This is a genomic window from Streptomyces sp. NPDC059897, assembly GCF_042730865.1.
Taxonomy (GTDB): domain Bacteria; phylum Actinomycetota; class Actinomycetes; order Streptomycetales; family Streptomycetaceae; genus Streptomyces.
In genome coordinates, this window is sequence record NZ_JBHWKQ010000003.1 from 290,720 (window position 1) to 315,564 (window position 24,845).

Genomic DNA, 24,845 nt, shown 5'->3' on the forward strand with positions numbered 1-24,845 from the left:
GGTGGGGGTGACCCGGCGCGCGGAGTGGTGGTCCAGTGATGGGACAATGAAGGCTCTGTCAGGGCGGGTTGCTAGAGGGGACGCATGTCGGAGGCGGAGCGGGCGGGCGAGGCCCGTGAAGACAAGGGCACTCGTCAGGATTCGTCCGGTCGGGACGCCGAAGGGGCGTCGGCGACGGCCCCCGAGGGCCGGCTGCTCGCCGGCCGGTACCGGCTCGGAGACGTGCTCGGCCGGGGCGGCATGGGCACCGTGTGGCGGGCCAAGGACGAGACGCTCGGGCGCACGGTGGCGGTGAAGGAGCTGCGCTTCCCGAACGCCATCGACGAGGACGAGAAGCGCCGCCTGATCACGCGCACGCTGCGCGAGGCGAAGGCGATCGCGCGGATCCGCAACAACGGCGCGGTGACGGTCTACGACGTGGTCGACGAGGACGACCGGCCGTGGATCGTCATGGAGCTGGTCGAGGGCATGTCCCTCGCCGAGGCCATCCGCGAGGACGGGTTGCTCGAACCCCGGCGGGCCGCCGAGGTCGGGCTCGCCGTGCTCGACGTGCTGCGCTCCGCGCACCGCGAGGGCATCCTGCACCGCGACGTGAAGCCCTCCAACGTGCTGATCTCCGAGGACGGCCGGGTCGTCCTCACCGACTTCGGCATCGCGCAGGTCGAGGGCGACCCGTCGATCACCTCGACCGGCATGCTGGTCGGCGCCCCCTCGTACATCTCGCCGGAGCGCGCCCGCGGCCACAAGCCGGGCCCCGCGGCCGACATGTGGTCGCTCGGCGGTCTGCTGTACGCGGCCGTGGAGGGCGTCCCGCCGTACGACAAGGGGTCGGCGATCGCCACGCTGACCGCCGTCATGACCGAGCCGGTGGACCCGCCGAAGAACGCCGGGCTCCTGGAGCCGGTGATCTACGGGCTGCTGGAGAAGGACCCCGACCACCGGCTCGACGACGCGGCCGCGCGGGCGATGCTCAACGACGTCATCCACGCCCCGGAGCCGAAGCCGGCCCCCGAGCCTGAGCCGGTCGAGGCCACGAAGGTGGTGCCGCTGCCGCCCGCTCCCGCGCCGAAGAAGCGCAAGGAGCCCAAGGAGCGCAAGGACAAGGGCGCTTCGGCGGCTGCCAGGTCCGCCGCCGCCAAGGCCGCTGCCGCCTCCGCCGCGGCGGGTGTCGCCGCCAGGAGCGGAGAGGCCGCGGAGAAGATGCGCGGCGCCCTGACGAACGTCCGCAAGGCGGCGGCCGCCGCGACGGCCCCGAAGGGGAAGTCGGAGGAGCCCGCGGCGACCGCGCCCGCGGGCCCGGCGGCGGGCGGTGCGCGCCCCGGCGGCGCGGCCGTGCTCGCGGACGCGCTGCGGGGCCGCTTCCTCGTCATCGGCTCGCTCGTCGTCGCGCTCGTCGTGCTCGCCGGCATCCTGGCCCTCGTCCTGAACAACGGCGACGGCGCGGACGCGAAGAACGGCGGCGACAGGAACGCCTCGTCCGGCGCCACGGCAGGCGAGGACGACAAGAACGCGGGCGGCGACAAGGACGCCGACGGGGACAAGGGCTCCGGCGACGACAAGAAGCCCTCCGTCAGCGCCTCGGCGAGCGACTCCGCGTCCCCCTCCGAGAGCGCGAGCTCCTCGCCGAGCGGTGATGCCGAGGACAAGCCGGGCGTGGCCGCCAAGGAGACGTACAAGCACTCCCAGGGCTTCTCGATCGGGCTGCCCAAGGGCTGGAAGTACGTCTCGACGGAGCGGGCGGGAGCGCGCTTCACCGGGCCCGACGGGCAGCGGCTGCTGATCGGCTGGACGAACCAGCCGAAGTCCGACCCGGTCGCGGACTGGCGCAACCAGGAGCGGAGCATGGTCCGCCCCCAGTACGACCGGGTGCGCATAGCGGCGGTGGACTATCGCGGCTGGAACACGGCCGACTGGGAGTTCACGTACGCCGACGGCGGCACGAAGTGGCACGCGATAGACCGCGGGGCCGTCGTCAACGGCTCGCTGGGATACGGGCTGATGTACACCGCCAAGGACTCCGACTGGGGCGGGAAGCAGCGCAAGTCGACCTGGAAGACATTCACACAGACGTTCAAGCCCAAGTCCTGAACCAGTGAGCCGTGCGGCACGTATCGTGAATCCTTGCGGACCGTGCGCAGTCGCTCGGCAGAGCCGGTGGAACAGGGGGAGGCGTCGTGGACGAGTACGCGGGGCGGGTGCTCGCCGGCCGGTACCGGCTGCCGGTCCTCTCCTACGACGCGTACGAGTCCTCGGCCGAGACGCGGGCCTTCGACACGTACAGCGGGCAGGAAGTCCTCGTGCGGCAGGTGCCGTTGCCCGAGGTCGTCGAGGCGGAGGTGCTCGACGCCGACGGGCTGCCGGAGGGGTTCCGGCCCGGCGGTGACACGGGGCGGGAGGCCGCCGAACCGTCTGTCGTGCGTGCCGTCGAGGCCGTGCAGGCCGCCGCGCGCATACCCGACCACCCCGGCCTCGACCAGGTCTTCGACGTGTTCGCCGAGGGCGGCTCGCTGTGGATCGTGAGCGAACTGGTCGCGGCGCGGCCCCTGTCGGCGCTGCTCGCCCGCGGGCCGCTCAGTCCCTACCGGGCCGCCGAGGTCGCCGCCGACGTGCTCACGGCGTTGCGGGCGCTGCACGCGCACGGGTGGGTGCACCGGAACGTCACGGCGCGGACCGTGCTCGTCTGCGACGACGGGCGGGTCATGCTGACCGGGCTCGCCGTCGGGGCGGCGGAAGAGGCGTTGTGCGGGTACGACGTGGTGCCGGCCTTTCCGGACGAGGTGGACGACTTCGTCGAGGAAGCGGAGGCCGTGCCGGAGGCGGGGGATTATCGGGCGGCGCGGGCCGGAGCGGTTGCCGCGTATCGGGCGGGGGCGGTCGCCGGTAAGGCCGGGGTGCCGGCTGCCCGTTGGAGCGAGCTCATATCCGGGGCTGACGACACGGGGCTCCGCCCCGGACCCCACGCCTCAAACGCCGGCGGGGCTGGATTTGGCGGCACCGTATCCGCCGAGCGGTCCCGGCAGGTGCGGATGACCGTCGTCGGGCCCGTCACCGAGCGATGGGCGCCCGAGCAGGCGCATCCGGTGCAGGAGAACTGGCAGTTGGCGGCGCCCGTAGGCCCCGCCACCGATCTGTGGGCCCTTGGCGCGCTGCTGTTCCGCGCCGTGCAGGGGCACGCGCCGTACCCGGAGGAGTCCACGCCCGAGCTGGTGCAGATGGTGTGCGCCGAGCCGCCCGCGTTCGCCGAGGAGTGCGGGCCCGTGCGGCCGGTCGTCGAGTCGCTGCTGCGCCAGGACCCCACCGAGCGCCTCGACATCGAGGAACTGCGGGGCTGGCTGCGGTCGTTGGTGCGTTCCGCGCCGGAGCCGGAGGCCGGGGCGAACGTCATCCCCGCGCCCGCCTTCGACGCCGGCCGGCTGCCCGTCGTACGCCGCAGGGGAGAGCTCGTCCGCAAGCGCCGGGTGCGGGTTCCGGCCACTTCGGGGCAGCACGGCCGGCACAAGCGGGGGCGGGCCGTGCAGCGGGCGCCGCGTCCCGCGCGCGCTCCCCGTGAGCGGCGGCCCAGATCGCTCGGGCGCTGGCTGCTGGTGCTGATCCTGCTCGGGCTCGTCGGCGCGGTGGCGTACGCGATGGTGTTCATGCCGAAGGCGGGGCAGGGCACGGGCACCGGGGCGGCGGGCGCCCGGCAGGAGAACGCGGCGGGTGCCGCGCCCTCCGCCTCGTCCTCGTCCCCGCCCTCGTCCGAGCAGCGCGGCGAGCCGTCGCGGGAGCCGTCGAAGCCCGCCGAGTCGCCCGGTGGCAAGCGCAGTTCGACGCCATCCTCCACCGAGCCGCAGTCCGACGTGGCCCCCGGTTTCGTGCTCCGTGAGGACGACGCGGGGTTCGAGGTGGCCGTCGCCAAGGGGTGGCAGCGGACGGGGAAGAACGGGCGGGGTCAGGTCGTGTACGCGCACGGCGCCTTCGAGCTGATCGTCGTCCCCGGGCGCGACTCCACGGCCACGTACGGCAAGGACCCGATGAAGTACCAGCGGGAGCACGAGCGGGAGTTGCAGCCGTTCCGGGACTCGACCTGGGCCACGTCGAGCGGCATGAAGAGCATCGACGTCGGCGGACGGGCCATGGCCGAGGGGCAGTTCACCTGGCAGGGCTCCGACGGGCGCGAGATGTACGTGCGCAATCTCGCGATGGTGATCGGCGGCAAGTACCACGTGGTGCAGGTGCGCGGTCCGGAGGCCGAGCGGGACGAGGTCACGCGGCTGTACCAGCAGGCGTACTCGACCTATCGCCACGGTGGTTGAGCCCGCGACAAAGCGTCACAGTGCGGTCTCTGTGGCACCCCGGCTGTTCCGTGCGTGGCAACAGATCCCTAGTGTGAACCGGGTCGACACATTAGCGGGGAAACGTGAATCAGATGCAGGGCGAGGTCCTCGCCGGCCGGTATCGGCTCGGTGAATCCATAGGGCGCGGCGGCATGGGCCGGGTGTGGCGCGCCCACGACGAGGTGCTGCACCGCGCCGTCGCCGTGAAGGAGCTGACGGCCGCCCAGTGGGTGGCCGAGGCGGACCGGGCCGTCCTGCTGGCCCGTACGCAGACGGAGGCGCGCGCCGCCGCCCGGATCAACCACCCCGCCGTCGTCACCGTGCACGACGTGCTGGAGCACGACGACCGGCCGTGGATCGTCATGGAGCTGGTGGAGGGGCGCTCGCTCGCCGACGCGGTCAAGGAGGACGGGCGCGTCGCCCCCGCCGAGGCCGCCCGGATCGGCCTGTGGACGCTGCGGGCGCTGCGGGCCGCGCACACCGCGGGTGTGCTGCACCGGGACGTGAAGCCGGGCAACGTACTCCTCGCGAGCAACGGCCAGGTCAAGCTGACGGACTTCGGGATCGCGCAGGTCGAGGGCGACACCACCATCACGCGGACCGGCGAGATAGTCGGCTCCGTGGACTACCTCGCGCCCGAGCGGGTGCGCGGGTCCGACTTCGGGCCCGCCGCGGACCTGTGGGCGCTGGGGGCGACGCTCTACACCGCCGTGGAGGGGCTCTCCCCGTTCCGGCGCACGTCGCCGATCGCCACGATGCAGGCGGTCGTGGAGGACGAGCCGGAGGCCCTGGAGAACGCCGGGGCGATCGGGCCCGTCATATCCGCCCTGCTCAGCAAGGACCCGGCCGCGCGCCCGGACGCCGACGCGGCGGAGGCGATGCTCGCCGAGGCGGCGGAGGGCCGCCGCGCGAACGCGGCCCAGGCCTACGTCCCGACCCAGGTCCACATCCCCGCCCAGCCAACCGGCTTCACCCCTCCACCACCGACACCGATGAGCACGGCGGACACCACCAACCTGGTTCCCCCGACGCCCGCTCCCGTGGCCGCCGCGGGGCCGCGCCGCTGGCCGAAGGTGCTCGCCGTGGTCCTCGCCGCCGTGCTCGTCGGCGGCGGAGGGACGCTCGGCGCCATGTACTACGCCGATCAGCGTGGCGCCGAGACCAGCGACGCGGGGCGGGGCCAGAACTCCGGGAGCCAGGACGGAAGCGGCGGTAAGGACCGGACCGCCCCCAAGGACGGTGCGATCCCCGACAACTGGGTGCGGCGGCACGATGTCGAGGGGTTCAGCCTGATGCTGCCGCCCAACTGGCAGCGGCAGCAGGAGGGCTCGCAGATCGACTACACGCCCGACGGCGGGCAGCGGTTCGTCCGCATCGCCATCGACAAGGACTCCGACTGGCAGGACTCGTACCAGCACCAGCTGGACCTGGAGAAGGGGCTGCGGCCCAAGCTGCCGGACTACCAGCGGGTGCTGCTGCAGTCGAACACCTTCCGGGACCAGCCCGGTTCGCTGTGGGAGTTCACCTGGACCGCCGGGACGCAGGACACGACGTCCGGGCCGCGGCACGCCATCGAGCAGACCTACCGGGCACACGACGGCACGGAGTACGCCATCTATCTGTCCGTGCCGGCGGCGAACTGGCCGGGTGCGCGACAGCAGTTCGACGCGATACTGCGCGGGTGGCGGCCCCCGCAGAGCTGACGGTGTGATGTCCCCTGGCCGGAACCGTGCAGTCCCGGTGAACAAGCGTGCGGCATGATGGGGCGCATGGGGACCGAGGGGGACAACACCCGGGTGATCGCCGGGCGTTACCGGCTGGAGGCCAGGATTGGCCGTGGGGGCATGGGTGTTGTCTGGCGGTCCTCCGACACCTTGCTCGGGCGGCAGGTCGCCGTCAAGGAGCTCGCCGTCGACGAGACCCTCTCCGAGGGCGAGGCGGAGCAGCAGCGGGAGCGGATGCTGCGCGAGGCGCGGGCCGTGGCCCAGTTGCGGCACGCGAACGTGATCGTCGTGCACGACGTGGTGCTGTACGAGGGGCACCCGTACATAGTGATGGACCTGGTCAACGGGGACTCGCTCGCCGACCGGATCGCCAGGGAAGGCCCCGTCGAGCCGCTGGAGGCCGCGCGGATCGGGCTCGCGCTGCTCGGTGCGCTGCGGGTCGCCCACGCCGCGGGCGTGCTGCACCGGGACCTGAAGCCCGCGAACGTACTCCTGGAGAGCTCGACGGGCCGCGTCGTCCTCACCGACTTCGGGATCGCGCAGGTCGAGGGCGCCACCACGCTCACCGAGACCGGCGGCTTCGTCGGCTCGCCGGAGTACACGGCGCCGGAGCGGATGGCGGGGGAGCGGGCCGGGGCCGGGGCCGACCTGTGGTCGCTCGGGGCGCTGCTCTGCGCGGCGATGAGCGGTGAATCCCCGTTCCGCCGGGACTCGTTGGGCGGCATCCTGCACGCCGTCGTCTACGAGGAGATCAGACCGCCCGAGGAGGCCGAGCCGCTGCTCCCGGTGGTCCGCGGCCTGCTGGAGCGGGACCCCGTGCGCCGGATGGACCTGGACGAGGCGGAGCGGCTGCTGCGCGCCTACATCGCCACCGGGGCGACGCCGCAGCCCGCCCCGCCCCTCCCGCTCGTGCCGCGGGTGCTCTACACCCCGACGGAGCTGAACGTGCCGACGGAGCGGCGCAGACGGGTCGTGTCGACCCGGGCGCTGCTCGTCGCGGCGGCGCTCGTGGCCGCGCTCGCGGGCGCCGGGATCGCCACCGCCGTGCTGCTGGCCGGGGACAACGGCAAGACGCCCGCGCCGCCGACGACCACCGTCTCCGTCTCGACCCGTACGCCGTCGCCCTCCGCCTCGCCGACCTCGACCGTCACCGTGACCCGGCCGGGCAGCCCCACGCCGGACGCCGGGACCCCGCAGGGCTATCGCACCGTCGCGGACCCCGAGGGCTTCCGGCTCGCCGTGCCCGAGGGGTTCACGCGCTCCGTGGACGGGCCGCGGATCTTCTACACGTCGCCCGGCGGGACCTACCGCATCGGGATCAAGGCGGGCGCCGCGGGCGACGGCGGCCCGGGCGCCGTGCAGCGCCGCTCTGACGCCGCCGGGCCGCGGAACAACCCGGGCTACCGCGACGCCAAGGTCACCGACACCTCGCACAACGGACACGACGCCGCGCTGTGGGAGTTCACCTGGGACGGGTTCAGCACCGCCGAGGGCGCCCGGCACACCGTCGACCTGTGCTGGAAGGAGGCCGGCCGGATGTACGACGTGTGGGTGTCGGCCCCCGTCGGCGACACCGCCCGGGCGCGAGCCCACTTCGACGCGGCGGTCGACACCTTCGTGGTGCCCCGGCGGTAGGGCGCGCTCGCATCAGCGTGGTCACAACTCCGTGACCCCAGTGGAACCACACGTCCCCCGCGCGGTACTGATGGACCCATGAGTGACAACGGGGGACCCGCACACGGCCCGAACGATCCCACCAGCTTTGCCCTGCAGCCGCCGCAGCAAGCGCACGTGCCGCACCCGGGCAACCCGTACGCCCAGCCCACGCAGGCCCCGCCGCAGCCCACGCAGGTCGTGCCTGAGCAGCAGGACCCGGGCGCGGGTCGGCTCGTGGCCGGGCGCTACCGCCTGCTGAGCAAGCTGGGCCACGGCGGCATGGGCACGGTGTGGCGGGCGAAGGACGAGACGGTGGACCGCGAGGTCGCCGTGAAGGAGCCGCGCCTGCCGGACCACCTGCCGGAACGGGAGCGGGCCAACGCCTTCGAGCGGATGCGCCGCGAGGCCCGCGCCGCGGCCCGGCTCGACCACCCTTCGGTCGTGAACGTGCACGACGTGGCCGTGGAGGACGGCCGGCCGTGGATCGTCATGGAGTTCGTGCAGGGCCGCTCGCTCGGCGCCGTCCTCCAGGAGGGCACGCTCGGCGTCCGCGAGGCCTCCCGCATCGGCCTGGAGGTGCTCGGCGCCCTGGAGGCCGCGCACGCGGCGGGGATCCTGCACCGCGACGTGAAGCCGGACAACGTGATGCTGGGCCGCCACGACCGCGTGATCCTCACCGACTTCGGCATCGCCCAGATCGAGGGCGAGACGAATCTGACCGACACCGGCGGCTTCGTCGGCTCGCCCGAGTTCATCGCGCCGGAGCGGGTCCTCGGGCAGCGCCCCGGGCCCGCCTCCGACCTGTGGTCGCTCGGCGTCGTCCTGTACGCGGCGACCGAGGGCGTCTCCCCGTTCCGCCGCAACAACACCCCTGCCACGCTCCAGTCCGTGCTCAACGCGGCGCCGGCCGCGCCCGCCGCCGCGCGGGGCCCGCTGGCCGACGCCATCAACGGCCTGCTCCAGAAGGACCCGGCGAGCAGGCCGAACGCGGCGCAGGTGCGCGTCCTGCTGGAGAAGGCCGCCGAGCCGCCCGCGCAGGCGCCCACCCAGGTCGTCCAGATCGGCTCGGCGCAGGGCGGCCTGCGGCTCGGCCGCAAGACCCTGCTCGGCATCGGCGCGGGCGTCGTGGCGGCGGCCGTCGCGGCGTACCTGGTCGTCGCGAACCCGTTCGCGGGGCCGCTGCCCGACGGCTGGAAGGAGTTCGAGGCGGGCGCGCCGCTGGACTCGACGCTCGGGCTTCCGGCCTCGTACGTCCCGATCCCGGACGAGGACGACAAGTCGGTGATGACGTACGCGGACCCGAGCGGCGCGATCACCGTGAACCTGGCGCGCTGGGACCACAAGGACGAGGTGTCCGACATCGCGAGCACGGCCGACGCCGAGGCCTCCAAGGACTCCGAGGACATCAAGGGCGGCTCGTTCAGCGGCGCCGGGGTGTCGATGTCGAGCGACAGCGAGAGCACCAGCAGGACGGACACCAACGTCACGTACCAGGAACGCGACGCCGCGCTGAACACGATCACGTACGGCGTGCGGAGCATCGGGACGGACTTCGACAAGGACGTGCCGCGCGAGGCGAAGGCGCTCTACTACAAGACCAAGGCGGGCGACATGTACCGGCTGTGGGTCGACTATCCGGGCAAGGGCGACTTCACCGAGCGCGGTCGCGAGGTCGCCAAGGGTGCCATCGCGAACCTGAGCGTCAAGAAGCTCTGAACTCACGTTCGTTGGCGGCAAAGCCCTGATCAGCGGCTTTGCTGCCAGCGATCACTGGCGCGGTGTGTGCACTCGGTGAAACCTGTTACCGATGGGTACCGAAAGCGGATGCCCGGACTTACGCTCGCCGTTATGACGCAGTCGCAGGCCACCCCCGAGCACGCAGCAGAGCAGACCCGCACGAACCCGGTCGCGGCCGCCCCCGAGGGCGCCCGCACGGCCGTCGACGTCGTGACGCCGGACCTCGTCGCCCGGCTCACGAAGGACGTGGTCGGCTCGGGGCGGACGGCGAACCACACGCCGTTCACCGGCGAGAAGCTCGCGGACCTGCCGGAGTCGACACCGCAGGACGTGGCCACCGCCTTCGAGCGGGCCCGCGCCGCCCAGGAGGTGTGGGCGAAGACCCCGGTCCGGGGGCGCGCCGCGGTGCTGCTGCGCTTCCACGACCTGGTGCTGGCCCGCCAGGCCGAGGTGCTCGACCTGATCCAGCTGGAGACCGGCAAGGCCCGCCTGCACGCGCACGAGGAGGTGCAGGCCGTCGCGGTCGCCTCCCGGCACTACGGCCGCAAGGCCCCCGCGTACCTGAAGCCCAAGAGGCACACGGGCGCCGTCCCGACGCTGACCAAGGTCACCGAGCTGCGCCAGCCGCGCGGCGTCGTCGGCCAGATCGCGCCGTGGAACTACCCGCTCGAACTGTCGGTCGGCGACGCGCTCCCCGCCTTCGTCGCGGGCAACGCGGTCGTCATGAAGCCCGACACGGAGACCTGCCTGACCGCCCTGTGGGCGCGCGACCTGCTGATCGAGGCGGGCCTGCCGTCCGAGGTCTTCCAGGTCGTCCTCGGCGAGGGCCCGGTCGTCGGCCCCGAGCTGGTCAAGCACGCCGACTACGTCTCGTTCACCGGCTCCACCCGTACCGGACGCGAGGTCGCGCAGGGCGCCGCCGCCCGCCTGGTCGGCGTATCCCTCGAACTCGGCGGCAAGAACGCCATGCTCGTCCTGGAGGACGCCGACGTGGAGAAGGCCGCGGCGGGCGCCGTCCGCGCCTGCTTCTCCTCGGCCGGTCAACTGTGCATCTCCATCGAGCGGTTGTACGTGCACGAGTCGATCGCCGACGAGTTCGTGGCCCGGTTCGCCGCCCGCACCAAGGGGATGCGGCTCGGCCGCTCCCTCGCGTACGGCGCGGAGATGGGCTCGCTCGTCGGGGAGCGGCAGCTGGAGACCGTGACGCGGCACGTCGACGAGGCCGTCGCGAAGGGCGCCACGCTCGTCGCGGGCGGCGTCGCGCGCCCCGACATCGGCCCGTACTTCTTCGAGCCGACGATCCTCGACGGCGTCGAGGCCCCGATGGCGGTCTGCAACGAGGAGACCTTCGGCCCCGTCGTCTCCATCTACCGGTTCGGCGACGAGGACGAGGCCGTCTCGCTCGCCAACTCCACGCCGTACGGCCTGAACTCCTCGGTCTGGACGAAGAACGCCAAGCGGGGCCACGAGGTCGCGGCCCGCCTGCGCACCGGCACCGTGAACATCAACGAGGGGTACGCCCCCGCGTACGGCAGCGTCCAGTCGCCCATGGGCGGCATGAAGGAGTCGGGCCTCGGCCGCCGGCACGGCTCCGAGGGCATCCTCAAGTACACCGAGGCGCAGACCGTCGCCCACCAGCGCGTCATGCCGATGGCCCCGTCCTTCGGCATGGACGACGAGGCGTACGCGAAGTTCATGAGCGTGAGCCTGTCGGTGATGAAGAAATTCCGCCTGAAGTAGCCAACGGCCGCCCCACCACTGAAAGTTCAAAGGAGAACGCACACGTGACGCAGGACGGCTACGACTACGACGTGGTGATCATCGGCTCCGGCTTCGGCGGATCCGTGTCCGCCCTCCGCCTCGCCGAGAAGGGTTACAAGGTCGGAGTCCTCGAAGCGGGCCGCCGCTTCACCCCTCAGACCCTCCCCAAGAACTCCTGGGACCTGAAGAACTACCTCTGGGCGCCCAAGCTCGGGATGTACGGCATCCAGCGCATCCATCTGCTCGGAAATGTCATGGTCCTGGCAGGCGCGGGCGTCGGCGGCGGTTCCCTGAACTACGCCAACACCCTCTACGTGCCGCCGAAGCAGTTCTTCGACGACCCGCAGTGGGCGCACATCACGGACTGGCAGGACGAGCTGAAGCCGTACTACGACCAGGCCCAGCGCATGCTCGGCGTCCGGATCAACCCGACGATGAGCCCCGCCGACGTGCACCTGAAGGCGGCGGCCCAGTCGATGGGCATCGGCGACACCTTCCACCTGGCCCCGGTCGGCGTCTTCTTCGGCGACGGCAAGGACGCCGAGGGCGAGTCCAAGGCGGCCCCCGGCCAGCAGGTCGAGGACCCGTACTTCGGCGGCGCGGGCCCCGCCCGCAAGGCCTGCACCGAGTGCGGCGAGTGCATGACGGGCTGCCGGCACGGCGCGAAGAACACCCTCAACGAGAACTACCTGTACCTCGCCGAAAAGGCGGGCGCGGTCGTCCACCCGCTGACCTCGGTCGTCTCGGTGACCGACGACTCGCGCGGCGGCTACGCGGTGGCGACCCTGCCCACGGACGCCAAGAAGGCGAAGGGCCGCACCTTCACCGCACCGAAGGTGATCGTCGCGGCGGGCACGTACGGCACCCAGACCCTCCTGCACCGCATGAAGGCGAACGGCCAACTGCCGCACCTGTCGGACCGGTTGGGCGAGCTGACCCGCACCAACTCCGAGGCCCTGGTCGGCGCGCAGACCACGAACCGGCGCTACAAGAAGAAGCACGGCATCGCGAAGGCCGACTTCACCAAGGGCGTCGCGATCACGTCCTCGATCCACCCGGACGAGAACACCCACATCGAGCCGGTCCGCTACGGCAAGGGCTCGAACTCGATGGGCGGCCTGTCGATCCTCCAGGTCCCGTACGCCGAGGGCTCCTCGCGGATGGCCGGCTGGCTGGCGAACGCCGTCAAGCACCCCACGCAGCTGGCCCGCTCGATCTCCAACCGGCGCTGGTCGGAGAAGACCATCATCGGTCTCGTCATGCAGTCCCTCGACAACTCGCTGACGACGCATCTGAAGCCGGGCGGCGTCGGAAAGGGCCTGCTCACCGCGCGGCAGGGCCACGGCGCCCCCAACCCGAAGCAGATCAAGGCGGCGACGGAGGGCGCGTCGGCCATCGCGGCCGAGATCAACGGCTTCGCGGGCTCCAACGTCGGTGAACTGGTGGGCACCCCGCTCACCGCCCACTTCCTGGGCGGCTGCCCGATCGGCGACTCGGCCGAGACCGGCGTGATCGACGCCTACCACCGCGTCTACGGCCACCCCGGCATCTCGGTCGTCGACGGCGCCGCCGTCACCGCCAACCTCGGCGTGAACCCGTCCCTGACGATCACGGCGCAGGCCGAGCGGGCCCTGTCGTACTGGCCGAACAAGGGCGAGGAGGACACCCGCCCGGAGATCGGCTCGGCGTACCGGCGGCTCACGCCCGTCGAGCCGAAGAACCCGGCGGTCCCGGCGGACGCCTTCGGCGCCCTGAAGCTCCCGCTCCTGGCGGTGCCCGAGGTGCCGCCGAAGAAGGAGCCGCTGCAGGCCGGCTGACCCGCGCGGCGGCACGAGCGATACGAGAAGGACCCGCACTCCCCCTCCGGGTGCGGGTCCTTCTCCTACGTACGGACGGCTACGCCTCGTTGCTCACCTTGCGGCGACGCACGGCGTACAGGACCCCGCCGCCCGCCACGACGGCGATCCCGGCGGCCGCGCCGAACACCGGCAGCGTGGAGCCGGCCCCGGTCGAGGCGAGCGAACCGCCGACCGGGGTGCTGCTCGCCTGCGGCGACGGCTTGCTGGACGCGGACGCGGAGGCCGTGGCCGAGGGCTTCGGCGAACCGGTCGGGGAGCCGGTGTGACCGCCGGCCGGCGGCACCTGGCCCGGCGAGGCACCGGCGGCGAGGATGTCGAAGTCCCAGTACGCGTCCTCGGGCACGCTGAAGCCGCAGACGCCCTCGGGGTCCACGCTCACCGCGAGGGCGAGCCCGGCACCGGCGCCTGCCGGGGTCTTCGCGTCGACCGAGATCCGCAGCCGCACGTCGGAGTGGGCGCCGCGGGCGAGGGGGCCCGAGGCCGGGAACGACGCGTCGTGCTCGACGTCGTTGTCGAGGTCCCGCCACGCGGTCCCGTCGAACCACTGCAGGCGCAGATACCGGCTCGTGTCCGACTCGTCCTCGTACGCGAAGGAGAACGCGTACACCTGCGCCCGGGCCGAGGCGAAGTCCTGGTCGGTCATGTTCGTGACGCGGAACGTGAAGCCGTGCCAACCGGAACCGGCGACGATCTTCGACGGGAGCCCGCGCAGCTCGGCGAGGGTGCCGGGGCTGTCCTCGCCCGCGGTGCACTCGTCGGACGGCTCGGTCTTCCCGGTCCGAGCGTCGTCCGCCTTCTTCGGCCGCGGCGCCTCGGGCGACGACGTGGTGGGGCCGGGCGACGCGGTGGTGGCCGACGCGGACGGGCTCGGCGAGGTGCTCGGCGACGCGCTCACCGAGGGGCTCGGCGAGGCGGTCCCGGTGGCGGTCGTGGTGTCCGTGGGTGCCCCGTCCGCGAACGCGGCCGGGGCGGACAACAGGGCGAGCGGGGCGAGCGCGGCGGTCGCGGCCGCCGCCGCCAGTGCGCGACGAAGTTTCATCGGGTCCTCAGAGGCTGGGAGATTCCTCTGAAGTGACCCGCGATGGCGGAAAAGGGTTGTACTGAGGCCGGTCGGCCCCGGGCGTCCCCGAGGCCGACCGTTCTCTGGTGTGACCGGGCTGCTGTCCCCTGCCGTCCGGTCACTTGTCTGGAGCGAGGTCCCACGACGTACGGCATGACCGATACGTCTCAACGCTCCAGCGGAGCCACGCGTGGTTCGGTTGGCCCGCCCCTGGCTGGCACGGACACCGGGACCAACGAAGCCTGTGCCAACGGGTCACGCGCCGTATGGGTGAGGACGCAACCGAACTGAGGTGCCCCCGCCGGTCAGATCCGGCCCCGGCACAGTTCGAGCAGCGTCATCGCGAGGGAGGTGCCGGGCTTGTCGAGCGCGTCCCTGTAGCGTCCGAGGACCTCGTTCTCGCGCGACAGGTTCACGCGCCGCCCGCCCGAGGCGATCCGCGCCTCCTGGACGACGGCGGACACGGCCATCCGTTCCTGGACGAGGCCGATGATCCGGTCGTCGAGCGCGTCGATGCGCTCGCGGGCGCCGGAGATGACGTCGGTGGTTTCGGTGGTGGTCATGAAGGGCTCCTCGGGTGCGGTGGGAGAGCCCCGGAGCGACAAGCCCCGAGAACGCCAGACGCCCCGGGCCTTGTCGGCCCGGGGCGTCCGGTGAAGTCGCTTGTCAGTGACTCAAGCAACACGACCATGACACCCGGCGGGCCGGCTGCCATAGGTAAAGACGAAGGTCGTGTGCGAGAACATGCGGCCACTATAGCCCCCGCGGCGATTGGGCGGCGGGGTCCGGGGCGGAGCCCCGCGACGCCGACCACGGGTGACGTACCCGGTAGAATCGGCCACACGACCCCCTGCTAAGCCGCCGGAAGGCAACCCGTGTCATCAGCGACTTCCGCTGCCGCCGCCCCCGACACCGTCCTGGTCGTCGACTTCGGTGCGCAGTACGCCCAGCTCATCGCCCGCCGCGTCCGTGAGGCCCGGGTCTACAGCGAGATCGTCCCGTCGACCATGCCGGTCGAGGAGATGCTCTCCAAGAACCCGGCGGCGATCATCCTCTCCGGCGGCCCCTCGTCGGTCTACGCGGAGGGCGCCCCGCGCCTGGACCGCGCGATCTTCGAGGCCGGCGTCCCCGTCTTCGGCATGTGCTACGGCTTCCAGCTGATGGCCACGGCCCTCGGCGGCACCGTCGACGACAACGGCGCCCGCGAGTACGGCCGCACCCCGCTGACCGTGTCGAAGGGCGACTCGACGCTCTTCGAGGGCACGCCCACCGAGCAGCCCGTGTGGATGTCGCACGGCGACGCCTGCTCCGCGGCGCCCGAGGGCTTCACCGTCACCGCGTCCACGGACGTCGTACCGGTCGCCGCCTTCGAGAACGACGAGAAGAAGCTGTACGGGGTCCAGTACCACCCCGAGGTCATGCACTCGACGCACGGCCAGCAGGTCCTGGAGCACTTCCTGTACCGCGGCGCCGGCATCGAGCCGAGCTGGACGACCGGCAGCGTCATCGAGGAGCAGGTCGCCGCGATCCGCGCCCAGGTCGGCGACAAGCGCGCGATCTGCGGTCTGTCCGGCGGCGTGGACTCCGCGGTCGCCGCGGCCCTCGTGCAGAAGGCCATCGGCTCCCAGCTGACCTGCGTGTACGTCGACCACGGCCTGATGCGCAAGGGCGAGACCGAGCAGGTCGAGAAGGACTTCGTCGCCGCGACCGGCGCGAACCTCAAGGTCGTCGACGCCTCCGAGCGGTTCCTCGGCGCGCTCGCCGGGGTCTCCGACCCCGAGGAGAAGCGCAAGATCATCGGCCGGGAGTTCATCCGCGTCTTCGAGCAGGCGCAGCTGGAGATCCTCCAGGAGGACGGCCCCGAGGTCGCGTTCCTCGTGCAGGGCACCCTGTACCCGGACGTCGTCGAGTCCGGCGGCGGCACCGGCACGGCGAACATCAAGTCGCACCACAACGTCGGCGGGCTGCCCGACGACATCGAGTTCGAGCTCGTCGAGCCGCTGCGCCAGCTGTTCAAGGACGAGGTCCGCAGCGTCGGCGCCGAGCTGGGCCTGCCGGACGAGATCGTCCAGCGCCAGCCGTTCCCGGGCCCCGGCCTCGGCATCCGCATCGTCGGCGAGGTCACCAAGGACCGCCTGGACCTGCTCCGCGAGGCCGACGCCATCGCCCGCGAGGAGCTGACGACGGCCGGCCTCGACCGCGAGATCTGGCAGTGCCCGGTCGTCCTGCTCGCGGACGTCCGCAGCGTCGGCGTCCAGGGCGACGGCCGCACGTACGGCCACCCGATCGTGCTGCGCCCCGTCTCCTCCGAGGACGCCATGACGGCGGACTGGACGCGGATGCCGTACGACGTGCTCTCGAAGATCTCGACGCGGATCACGAACGAGGTCAAGGACGTCAACCGGGTCGTGCTCGACGTGACGTCGAAGCCGCCGGGCACCATCGAGTGGGAGTAGTCCCCACGCCGTGACCGTGTGAGAGTGCCGTCCGCCTTCGGGTGGGCGGCACTTTCGCTTACGTCCGCTTCATCACCCGGACGCCGTCGCCCGGCGTCCAGACCTGCACCACCAGGTACTTGTCGTCCTCGACGAAGGTCCTGGTGACCTCGGTGATCTCGGTGCGGAACAGGTGGAACGAGTCCGGGTCGGGCACCTCGACCTGGTCCGTGTAGCGGGCGACGGTCGCGGCGTCCTCGACGAGGTGTGCCCGGCCGCTGATCCGGGCGTCGCCGCCGCCCATCGTCTGCCCCTCGCCGGGGTTCGCCTGCATCGCGAACCGCGGGTCGCGCAGCAGGTCGCGGGCCTTGAGCGAGCCGGGCATCATGCCGAGCCAGAACTCCCCGCCCAGGAACCGGACTTCGAGGCCGCTGGTGCGCGGCGAGCCGTCCTTGCGCAGGGTGGCCAGGACGTGGTGGGTGTGCTGCCCGAAGCGGTCCTCGACGGTCCTGGCGAGGTCCGGTTCGGCTTCGGTGAAGGTGGCCCAGGTGGCCGCACTCGACGTCATGGGGCAAGTCTCGCGCGCAATCCCGACGTCTCCTGTCCGGTATCCCCGCGCGTTTCGCCGCATTCTTTTCACACATCGGCTCTGTCACCTTGCGGGTCACGGAGGTACCTTCCGCACCATGTCGACGCAGAACCCCGCCCCGATACCCCACGACCAGCTCCAGTTCGCGATGCCGCCGCAGCACCAGAGCCACGCCGACGAGCGCAGGTACCGCAAGGAGCGGCTGGCGGGCGCCCTGCGCGTCTTCGGACGGTTCGGCTACGAGGAAGGGGTCTCCGGGCACATCACCGCCCGCGACCCGGAGTACGACGACTGCTACTGGGTCAACCCGTTCGGCGTGCCCTTCAAGCACATCACGGTGAGCGACCTCGTCCTCGCCAACGGGGAGGGGCAGGTCGTCGAGGGCCGCTTCCACGTCAACCAGGCCGCCTTCACCACGCACGTCGCGGTGCACCGGGCCCGTCCTGAGGTGGTCGCGGTCGCGCACTGCCACTCCACGTACGGCCGCGCCGTGGCCGCGCTCGGCGAGCTGGTCGAGCCGATCACGCAGGAGGCCTGCGCGTTCTACGAGGACCACGCGCTGCTCGACGAGTACACGGGCGTCGGCGTGGACCCGGAGGAGGGCAAGCGGATCGCGGTCGCCCTCGGCTCGAACAAGGCGCTCGTGCTGCGCAACCACGGGCTGCTGACGGTGGGCGACTCGGTGGACGCGGCGGCCTGGTGGTTCATCGCCCTGGAGCGGGCCTGCGAGGTGCAGTTGGCGGCGCGCTCGGCGGGCCGTCCGGTGCTGATCGACCGGCGGCAGGCGCTGGCGACCCGCGAGCAGACCGGCGCCGACCTCGTGGCCTGGATCAACTACCAGAGCCTGTGGCAGGACATCACGCGCAGCGAGCCCGATCTGCTGTCCTGACCCGCTCGGGCGGCCGGTGCTCGGCGGCCGGTGCTCGGCGGTCGGCGCTCGTGCGGCCGGTGCTCAGCGGAAGTCGCGCAGCACCACCCGCTTCGTCATCGCGAACTCCTCGTCCGTGAGCACGTCCTGGCGGTGCAGCTCGCCCAGCTCCTTGAGGCGCCGCAGCAGCACGTCGTGGTCGGCCCGGCGGGGCGGCAGCGCCGGGGTGCCGCGGGGCGCCGAGGGGTGCGGCAGCCGGGCGGTGACCGCCGCGGCGACGAGGGCGGTCAGCAGATCCTTGCGGGCGTTGCCCCACAGGTCGAGGGCGTACGGGTCCTTCTCCGGCGGCAGCTTGGAGTACGGGGAGCCCTTGGGAACGAAGCGCAGCACCCCGTCCTCGTAGCCGGAGTTGGGGACCCACTCCACCTCGTCGAGGTCGTCGAGCGCGATGACGCGCGGGCCCGTGGCGCGCTTCACCCGGTCCGAGGTCTCGCTCCAGTCGATGCGGACCCGGCTCCCGTCGAAGGAGACGAGGCCGTCGCTGGAGCGCACCGAGACCGGCACGGCGGGGCCCGGGACGAGGTACGAATCGGCGGGCCCCGGCGGGAGTTGTTCGAGCAGCAGGGCCTGGCGGATCTCCTCGGCGACGTACTCGGCGACGCCGGAACGGTCCGCGTCGACCGTGAGCCGGTACGGGTCGGCGGTGTCCGGGAGGCGGCCGCCGGTGGCCTGGAGCAGCGGGTCAGCGGCGTCGCGCAGGGTGAGGCGGAGGCGGCCGCGCTTGCGCTCGGGTTCGTAGGCGACGCCCAGGACGGCGGTGAGCGGCACGTCGATCTCGCCGTACGTCTGCCGCAGCAGGGCGACCGACCGGTGCAGACCTGGGGTGATACGGACCGTGGTCCCGTCGAAGGCCCAGGTTCCGTCACGCTGGATGATCTCGGCCATACGGAAATTCTCGCAGCGACGTCAACACTACGGTCAATGCAGGTCAAAGCCATTCACCCGGGAGAGGTGTGCCCGTGCGGCGTCACGCCCCCGGCGTGCGGCACAATTCGCCATCAGGACACGGAAGTTGACGAGGGTGGGGCGGCTGCGGTGGCGGTGCAGGAAGCGCGGAACGACCGGACGGCGCACGACGGCGGGTGCACCTGCGGCGACTGTCCGCGGGGGGCGCGCGAGGGGCACCGCAGGGCCGTCGCCCGATTCGCCGCGAAGCGCGACGAGTTGGCGGCGGGCCAGGGCCTGCCCGCGGCCGTCGCGCACTCGGCCGGGGCGTCGCGGCAGTGGATCTCCGACGAACTCACCCAGTCCGCACGGGCGATGGCCGACCGCGGCCGCGAGGAGGGCGTGGCCTGGCTGACCCGGCTGTGGCCGCGCACGCTGTACGTGGTCTGGGGCGGTGCGACCGCGCTGCTGATCGGCCAGTCGCTCACCGCGATCGGCGCCGGCTGGACCGCCGCCCGCACGGCGGGGCTCGTGGCCGCGCTGGTGGTGGCCGGGCTGCTCACCGCGGCCGGATATCTGCACCGGGCGCGCGGCGGCCTGCTCGCGCCGCTGATCGGCGAGGACAACCGCCTGTCGACCTCGCGCGCGGTGGCCTGCGGCGTGCTCCTGCCGACCCTGTACGCGGTCCTCGTCCTCGCCGGTCAACTCGCGCTCGCCTCGGGGCCCGCGCGGCGCGACGCGCTCATCGACGGCCTCGAACTCGCCCGTGGGGCAGGCCTGTTGACGGTCCTCGCGGTGGTGTGCGCGGTGGCCGTCCTGGTACGCCGCGTGGTCGGGGTCCGCGTCGGCGGGCAGCGGCTGCAGAAGCTGCGGGCGCCCCGGCCGCGCGCCGCCGACCTGCTCACCGACGACTCCGGGCGCGGCAGCTTCACCGACATCCAGTACGTCGCCGTGGGCGCGGCCGCCGTCGTCTGGGCGGTCGTCCGCCTCGCCCGCCGCCCCGACCAGCTGCCCGACCTGCCGTGGTCCCTCGCCGTGCTGGTGGCCGTCTCCGCGGCGACGTATCTCGCCGGCAAATACGCGGAGGGCGGCAGGCCGGCGATCCTCTCCGTGGTGCGGGCGCGGGAGGCCGGCGACCTGGACGCGCCGATCCGCACCGGCGACGACATCGAGATCCGCGGCTCCGGATTCGTGCCGCCCGGCGCGGGCACCGTGGACCAGCTCGCGCGGGTCGCCGTGCGCATCGGCCCGGTCCACGTCCATGTGCCGCTCGTCCCGGTCCCCGGCGGCTTCACCAACCCGACGGACGCGCTGCTCACCGTGCCGGTTCCGGTGGACGTGGAGCCGGGGCGGGTCGAGGTGCAGGTGATCACCGCGGCGGGCGTCGAGACGAACCGGTGCGGCATCGACGTGGTCGACTGAAGCCGCCGATCGGCCTCAGTACTGAGCCGCGGCGGGCTCTCGTACGTATGGTCAGGTAAAGACACCAGGCGCGAGAGGCGGCGGAGCGGCTATGGCGCACAGCATGCGATCCGACCTGACCACGAACTACGGCCCCCCGTCCGGAGGCTGGCGCGAGACCGCCCAGCGGTACGCGCTCGTGCCGCTGCGCCTCTTCCTCGGCGTCACATTCATCTACGCCGCCTTCGACAAGCTCACCGACAGCGCGTTCTTCAAGGCCAGCGGGGGCGGCTCGATCGGCGACCAGATGCGGGGTGTGCGGGACAGCTCCGCGATCCCGGAGCTCGTCGACCTCGCCCTGAAGTCGCCTGCCGGGTTCGGCTACGCGATCGCCTTCGGTGAGCTGGCCGTCGGCATCGGCACGCTCCTCGGTGTCCTCGCGCGCCTCGCGGCGGTCGGCGGGGCGCTGATCTCGCTGAGCCTGTGGCTGACGGTGAGCTGGGCGGTGGAGCCGTACTACCTCGGGAACGACCTGGCGTACCTGATGGCGTGGCTGCCACTCGTTCTGGCCGGGGCGGCGGTGTGGTCGGTGGATTCGTGGTGGCGGGGGCGACGGTTCAGGTCGTCCGAGTATTGAGGCGGACGGCGTCGCGGCCGCGGGGCGCCGCCCCGGACCCCGCGCCTCAATCTCCCCCAGCTATCGCTGGGAGGTGCCCCCTGCGGGGCTTGATGTGGGTCACCTAATTGAGCCCCGCCTTCGGACGAGAACCCGCGGGGTCCGGGGCAGCGCCCCGGGACCGCAACCCCGTCATGCGCCGCACCATTCCGACGACCGCCGCCAGGCACAGCCCTCCGCACACCAGCGGGATCCCCACGAACCACGGTGCGTCCCACGCGTCCCCCGCGTCGCCGAAGTAGACGACCGCCGTCGTCATCAGCACCAGGCCCGCGACCAGCCGCCCCCATTGGAATTCACGCCGCACGGTCCACCTCCACCTGTCCGAGTCCGACCTCGACGTGCAACTCGATCGTGCCGGAGGCCTTGTCGCCGTCCTTGGCGTCCCGCGGCGCCAGCGTGACGGTCTGCTGCTGGTCCGGGCGCACGTCCACGTCCCGGCTGGGGTCGCCGGGCAGCCTGATGTCCCCTACGCCGACCTCCGCGCGCAGCCGCGCCGTCCCGTCCGCGGGCAGCACGATCCGCACCTTGCCCGCGCCCACCTCCACCCGCGTGGCGAGGGTCCTGCCCTTGGCCACCGACACCTTGGACAGGTCGAGCGTGCCGACGCCCGAGCCCAGTTCGTAGTTCGGCCGCACGTCCGCGGCGCGCGTCGGCGTCCAGTCGGTGCGCGCCCACTGCGTGCTGATGTTCGCGGGCAGCGCGGCGGTCGCCGTGAGCAGGCCCGCCGTGATCAGCGCGAGGAATATCGAGCCGACCCCGGTGCGGCCCCGGAAGGCGCTCACCGCGATGCCCAGGCCGAACACGGCCAGCGCGCAGGCGAGTCCGGTCTGCAGGCTCTCGGAGAGGGTGCGCTCGTCCCACGTCACACCGGTGCCGATGCCGCCCGCGACCAGGGCGCCGAGGAACGTCAGCGCGCCGATGCCGCGCGGCCCGGCCGGCTGCGGCGGCGCGGCCGGACGGGCGGCGACGGGGCCGCGCCAGGAGCCGTGCCGGGCAGCGGCCGGGGGCTCCTCGGCGCCCGGCGGACCCCAGAGATAGCCGGTGCCGCCGTCGTGCGTGCCGTCCTTCACGATCGGGTCCCGCCACCAGGAAGGCGGGCGCGCGACCGGCGGCGCCTGCGCCTCAGGCGGCGCGTCCGCGACGGCCTGGGCCGCCACCGGGTCGGGGGCGGTGGCGCGCCGCGCCTGAGACCAGTAACCGGCCCCGGCGAGCAGCAGGGCGAGGACGACGGCGAATGTCAGCGCCCCGCCGTTGTTGAGCATGGAGAGGAAGACGCCGCAGCCGACGAGCGCGGTGACGATCGCGGCGAGGCCCGGCCCGTCCACCCGGCCCGTGAGGAGCTTGCGGAACTCGTTCTCCTCCTCGTCCTCGTACGGCGTGAACAGCCACGCGAAGCCGTAGAAGATCAGCCCGACGCCACCGGTCACCGAGAGCACCGACAGGCCGATGCGGAAGATCACCGGGTCCATGTCGCAGTGCCGGCCGAGCCCCGCGCACACGCCGCCCAGCGTCTTGTACCGCCGGTCCCTGCGGAAGCCGCGCAGCGGCCGCGGCGACCGGGCGTCTTCAGGGGGTGCGTCGAGAGGCTGCTCCGTCATACGTACATCGTGACGGCCGGGGCCCGCCGACGGCAGTCGGGACAACCCTGGCCGAACCCTGAGATCGTCCCTGAGGCACCCGGGCCGGCCGCCGCCGCGGCCCCCGACCCGAAGATCAGGGAAGTATCCGGGGCGGACCCTGATGCCTGGCCCCCTACCGCATGTGACGATCGGTGGCATGCCGGAAGCAGCGCCCGCCCCTCTCGCCGAGACCCGAGACGACCCGCGGCCGCCGCGCAAGCTCTACCGCAGCAGTGACGGACGCTGGCTGGGCGGAGTGGCGCGGGGCCTCGCGGGGCATCTCGGGCTGCCGGTGATCTGGGTGCGCCTGGTCTTCGTGGGCCTGTTCATGGCGGACGGCCTTGGGGCGCTGCTGTACGCGGCGTTCTGGTTCTTCGTGCCGCTGGGCGTGGGCGGCGTCGGCGCGGACCGGCCGCCCGTCCTCAGCACGGAGACGTCTCCGGACGGCCGCCGCAGGCTGGTGACGCGCAAGCCGGACAAGGGCCAGATCCTCGCCCTGCTCCTGATGGTCGTCGTAGCGATGATCTTCGTGGAGAACGTGAACCTGACGGGCAACACCAAGGCGTATCTGATCCCCACCGTCCTCGTCGCGGCGGGCGTCGCCCTCGTCTGGCGGCAGGCGGACAACGCGCGCAGGGCCCGCTGGATGGAGGTCGGCCGCCGCCGGCGCACGCTGAGCCTGGCCCGCGCGGCCTCCGGGGTGCTGCTCGTCGGCGTGGGCGTCACCGGCATATTCGTCACGCAGGGCGCCACCGAGCACATCGGCCCGATCCTCCAGGCGGCGCTCGCCGTCCTCGTGGGCATCGCGCTCCTTGCCGGCCCCTACCTGATCCGGATGACGCAGGACCTCTCCGAGGAGCGCCTGATGCGCATCCGCGCGCAGGAGCGGGCGGAGGTCGCGGCCCATGTGCACGACTCGGTGCTGCACACCCTGACGCTGATCCAGCGCAACGCGGACAGCCCCGCCGAGGTGCGCCGCCTCGCCCGCGCCCAGGAGCGCGACCTGCGGGCGTGGCTCTACAAGCCGGCCGCCGCGGAGAACCCGCAGGAGCCGGAGACGGTGTCGGAGGCGGTGAAGCGCAACGCGGCGGAGGTCGAGGACAAGCACGGCGTCCCGCTGGAGGTCGTGGTGGTGGGCGACACCCCGCTCGACGAGCAGCTGTCGGCACAGATGCAGGCCGCGAGGGAAGCGATGGTGAACGCCGCCAAGTACGGTGGCGTGGGCGGCGCCGTCCAGGTGTACGCGGAGGTCGAGGGCGACGTCGACGGGGACACGGTCTTCGTCTCCGTCCGCGACCGGGGCCCCGGCTTCGACCTCGAGTCCATCCCGCCCGACCGCATGGGCGTAAGAGAATCGATCATCGGCCGGATGGAGCGCAACGGCGGGACGGCCCGGCTGCGGGCGGTCCCGGACGGCGGCACGGAGGTCGAACTGACCATGAAGAGGGCGGAAGGGACGTCATGACCGACGAGGCAGCTCAGACACGACGGGTACGAGTGGTCCTGGTCGACGACCACCGGATGTTCCGCACCGGCGTCCAGGCGGAGATCGGCCGCACCGAGGAGACGGGCGTCGAGGTGGTCGGCGAGGCCGCCGACGTGGACCAGGCGATCACGGTGATCGCGGCGACCCGCCCCGAGGTCGTCCTCCTCGACGTGCACCTCCCCGGCGGTGGCGGCGTCGAAGTGCTGCGCCGCAGCGCCCAGATGATGGCGGACGCGGAGAACCCGGTGCGCTTCCTGGCCCTGTCCGTCTCGGACGCGGCGGAGGACGTGATCGGCGTGATCCGCGGCGGCGCCCGCGGCTACGTCACGAAGACGATCACCGGCACGGACCTCGTGAACTCCATCTTCCGCGTCCAGGAGGGCGACGCGGTGTTCTCGCCGCGCCTCGCCGGATTCGTCCTCGACGCCTTCGCCTCGACGGACGCGCCGCCGGTGGACGAGGACCTGGACCGTCTCACCCAGCGCGAGCGGGAGGTCCTGCGCCTCATCGCGCGCGGGTACGCGTACAAGGAGATCGCGAAGCAGCTCTTCATCTCCGTCAAGACGGTCGAGTCCCATGTCTCCGCGGTGCTCCGCAAGCTCCAGCTCTCCAACCGGCACGAGCTGACCCGGTGGGCGACGGCGCGCAGGCTGGTGTGAGCGCGGGCCGGCCGGGGCGAAATCCGTTTGGGCGGGCGGCGTCCGCCGTGC

The 24,845-nt window shown here is 72.6% G+C and carries 19 protein-coding genes; 13 read left to right on the top strand and 6 right to left on the bottom strand.

Going from position 1 to position 24,845, the window contains the following annotated elements:
- The first annotated feature begins 84 nt into the window (after positions 1-84).
- From ACFV9W_RS05880 to ACFV9W_RS05910, 7 genes are all read left to right on the top strand, one after another.
- Positions 85-2,088 (top strand): serine/threonine-protein kinase, encoded by a 2,004-nt coding sequence (locus ACFV9W_RS05880; protein WP_385755968.1) that lies wholly within the window; start codon positions 85-87, stop codon positions 2,086-2,088.
- Between the two features lie 86 nt (positions 2,089-2,174).
- Positions 2,175-4,295, top strand: coding sequence for a protein kinase (locus tag ACFV9W_RS05885; protein WP_385755970.1), 2,121 nt, complete (start codon positions 2,175-2,177; stop codon positions 4,293-4,295).
- Positions 4,296-4,408: 113 nt separating this feature from the next.
- Entirely contained in the window at positions 4,409-6,019 is a 1,611-nt protein-coding gene (locus ACFV9W_RS05890) for a serine/threonine-protein kinase (RefSeq protein ID WP_385756051.1), read from the top strand.
- A gap of 66 nt (positions 6,020-6,085) precedes the next feature.
- Positions 6,086-7,675, top strand: coding sequence for a serine/threonine-protein kinase (locus tag ACFV9W_RS05895; protein WP_385755971.1), 1,590 nt, complete (start codon positions 6,086-6,088; stop codon positions 7,673-7,675).
- A 78-nt stretch (positions 7,676-7,753) separates the two neighbouring features.
- Entirely contained in the window at positions 7,754-9,412 is a 1,659-nt protein-coding gene (locus tag ACFV9W_RS05900; RefSeq protein ID WP_385755973.1) for a protein kinase, read from the top strand.
- A gap of 132 nt (positions 9,413-9,544) precedes the next feature.
- Positions 9,545-11,173, top strand: a complete 1,629-nt coding sequence (locus tag ACFV9W_RS05905) for a succinic semialdehyde dehydrogenase (RefSeq protein WP_385755975.1) — start codon at positions 9,545-9,547, stop codon at positions 11,171-11,173.
- Between the two features lie 44 nt (positions 11,174-11,217).
- The gene (locus ACFV9W_RS05910; RefSeq protein ID WP_385755977.1) at positions 11,218-13,011 is read left to right on the top strand and encodes a GMC family oxidoreductase N-terminal domain-containing protein; all 1,794 of its coding nucleotides are present in this window, start codon (positions 11,218-11,220) and stop codon (positions 13,009-13,011) included.
- Between the two features lie 79 nt (positions 13,012-13,090).
- On the opposite strand, the gene ACFV9W_RS05915 is transcribed toward ACFV9W_RS05910, so the two are convergent.
- Positions 13,091-14,092 carry a peptidase gene (locus ACFV9W_RS05915; RefSeq protein ID WP_385755979.1) on the bottom strand — a complete coding sequence of 334 codons (1,002 nt, stop codon included), beginning with the start codon at positions 14,090-14,092 and terminating at the stop codon, positions 13,091-13,093.
- A 326-nt stretch (positions 14,093-14,418) separates the two neighbouring features.
- Positions 14,419-14,676: a chorismate mutase gene (locus tag ACFV9W_RS05920; protein ID WP_385755980.1), complete on the bottom strand. Its 258-nt coding sequence runs from the start codon at positions 14,674-14,676 to the stop codon at positions 14,419-14,421.
- Between the two features lie 312 nt (positions 14,677-14,988).
- Between ACFV9W_RS05920 and guaA the strand changes: the two genes are divergently transcribed.
- Entirely contained in the window at positions 14,989-16,569 is a 1,581-nt protein-coding gene (gene guaA, locus ACFV9W_RS05925; protein WP_385755982.1) for a glutamine-hydrolyzing GMP synthase, read from the top strand.
- A gap of 58 nt (positions 16,570-16,627) precedes the next feature.
- Here the strand turns inward: guaA and ACFV9W_RS05930 are convergent, their stop codons facing one another.
- A complete protein-coding gene (locus ACFV9W_RS05930; RefSeq protein WP_385755983.1) occupies positions 16,628-17,116 on the bottom strand; it encodes a pyridoxamine 5'-phosphate oxidase family protein in 489 nt (162 codons plus the stop codon).
- A gap of 118 nt (positions 17,117-17,234) precedes the next feature.
- On the opposite strand from ACFV9W_RS05930, the gene ACFV9W_RS05935 reads away from it, so the two are divergent.
- Positions 17,235-18,026, top strand: coding sequence for a class II aldolase/adducin family protein (locus ACFV9W_RS05935; protein ID WP_385755984.1), 792 nt, complete (start codon positions 17,235-17,237; stop codon positions 18,024-18,026).
- A gap of 63 nt (positions 18,027-18,089) precedes the next feature.
- On the opposite strand, the gene ACFV9W_RS05940 is transcribed toward ACFV9W_RS05935, so the two are convergent.
- A complete protein-coding gene (locus tag ACFV9W_RS05940) occupies positions 18,090-18,950 on the bottom strand; it encodes a DUF4429 domain-containing protein (RefSeq protein WP_385755986.1) in 861 nt (286 codons plus the stop codon).
- A 150-nt stretch (positions 18,951-19,100) separates the two neighbouring features.
- On the opposite strand from ACFV9W_RS05940, the gene ACFV9W_RS05945 reads away from it, so the two are divergent.
- Entirely contained in the window at positions 19,101-20,372 is a 1,272-nt protein-coding gene (locus tag ACFV9W_RS05945; RefSeq protein WP_385755987.1) for a hypothetical protein, read from the top strand.
- A 91-nt stretch (positions 20,373-20,463) separates the two neighbouring features.
- Positions 20,464-20,988, top strand: coding sequence for a DoxX family protein (locus tag ACFV9W_RS05950; protein ID WP_385755989.1), 525 nt, complete (start codon positions 20,464-20,466; stop codon positions 20,986-20,988).
- A 103-nt stretch (positions 20,989-21,091) separates the two neighbouring features.
- Here the strand turns inward: ACFV9W_RS05950 and ACFV9W_RS05955 are convergent, their stop codons facing one another.
- Both ACFV9W_RS05955 and ACFV9W_RS05960 read right to left on the bottom strand, forming a co-directional pair.
- The gene (locus ACFV9W_RS05955; RefSeq protein ID WP_385755991.1) at positions 21,092-21,334 is read right to left on the bottom strand and encodes a hypothetical protein; all 243 of its coding nucleotides are present in this window, start codon (positions 21,332-21,334) and stop codon (positions 21,092-21,094) included.
- Positions 21,324-22,628, bottom strand: a complete 1,305-nt coding sequence (locus tag ACFV9W_RS05960) for a PspC domain-containing protein (protein WP_385755993.1) — start codon at positions 22,626-22,628, stop codon at positions 21,324-21,326. Before ACFV9W_RS05960 ends, ACFV9W_RS05955 begins: the two co-directional genes overlap by 11 nt.
- Positions 22,629-22,806: 178 nt before the next feature.
- Here ACFV9W_RS05960 and ACFV9W_RS05965 point away from each other — a divergent pair, with 178 nt between their 5' ends.
- Together ACFV9W_RS05965 and ACFV9W_RS05970 are read left to right on the top strand one after the other, a co-directional pair.
- Positions 22,807-24,114 (top strand): PspC domain-containing protein, encoded by a 1,308-nt coding sequence (locus ACFV9W_RS05965; RefSeq protein WP_385755995.1) that lies wholly within the window; start codon positions 22,807-22,809, stop codon positions 24,112-24,114.
- Positions 24,111-24,794, top strand: coding sequence for a LuxR C-terminal-related transcriptional regulator (locus tag ACFV9W_RS05970; RefSeq protein ID WP_385755997.1), 684 nt, complete (start codon positions 24,111-24,113; stop codon positions 24,792-24,794). The genes ACFV9W_RS05965 and ACFV9W_RS05970 overlap by 4 nt, the downstream gene beginning before the upstream one ends.
- The last annotated feature ends 51 nt before the right edge of the window (positions 24,795-24,845 follow it).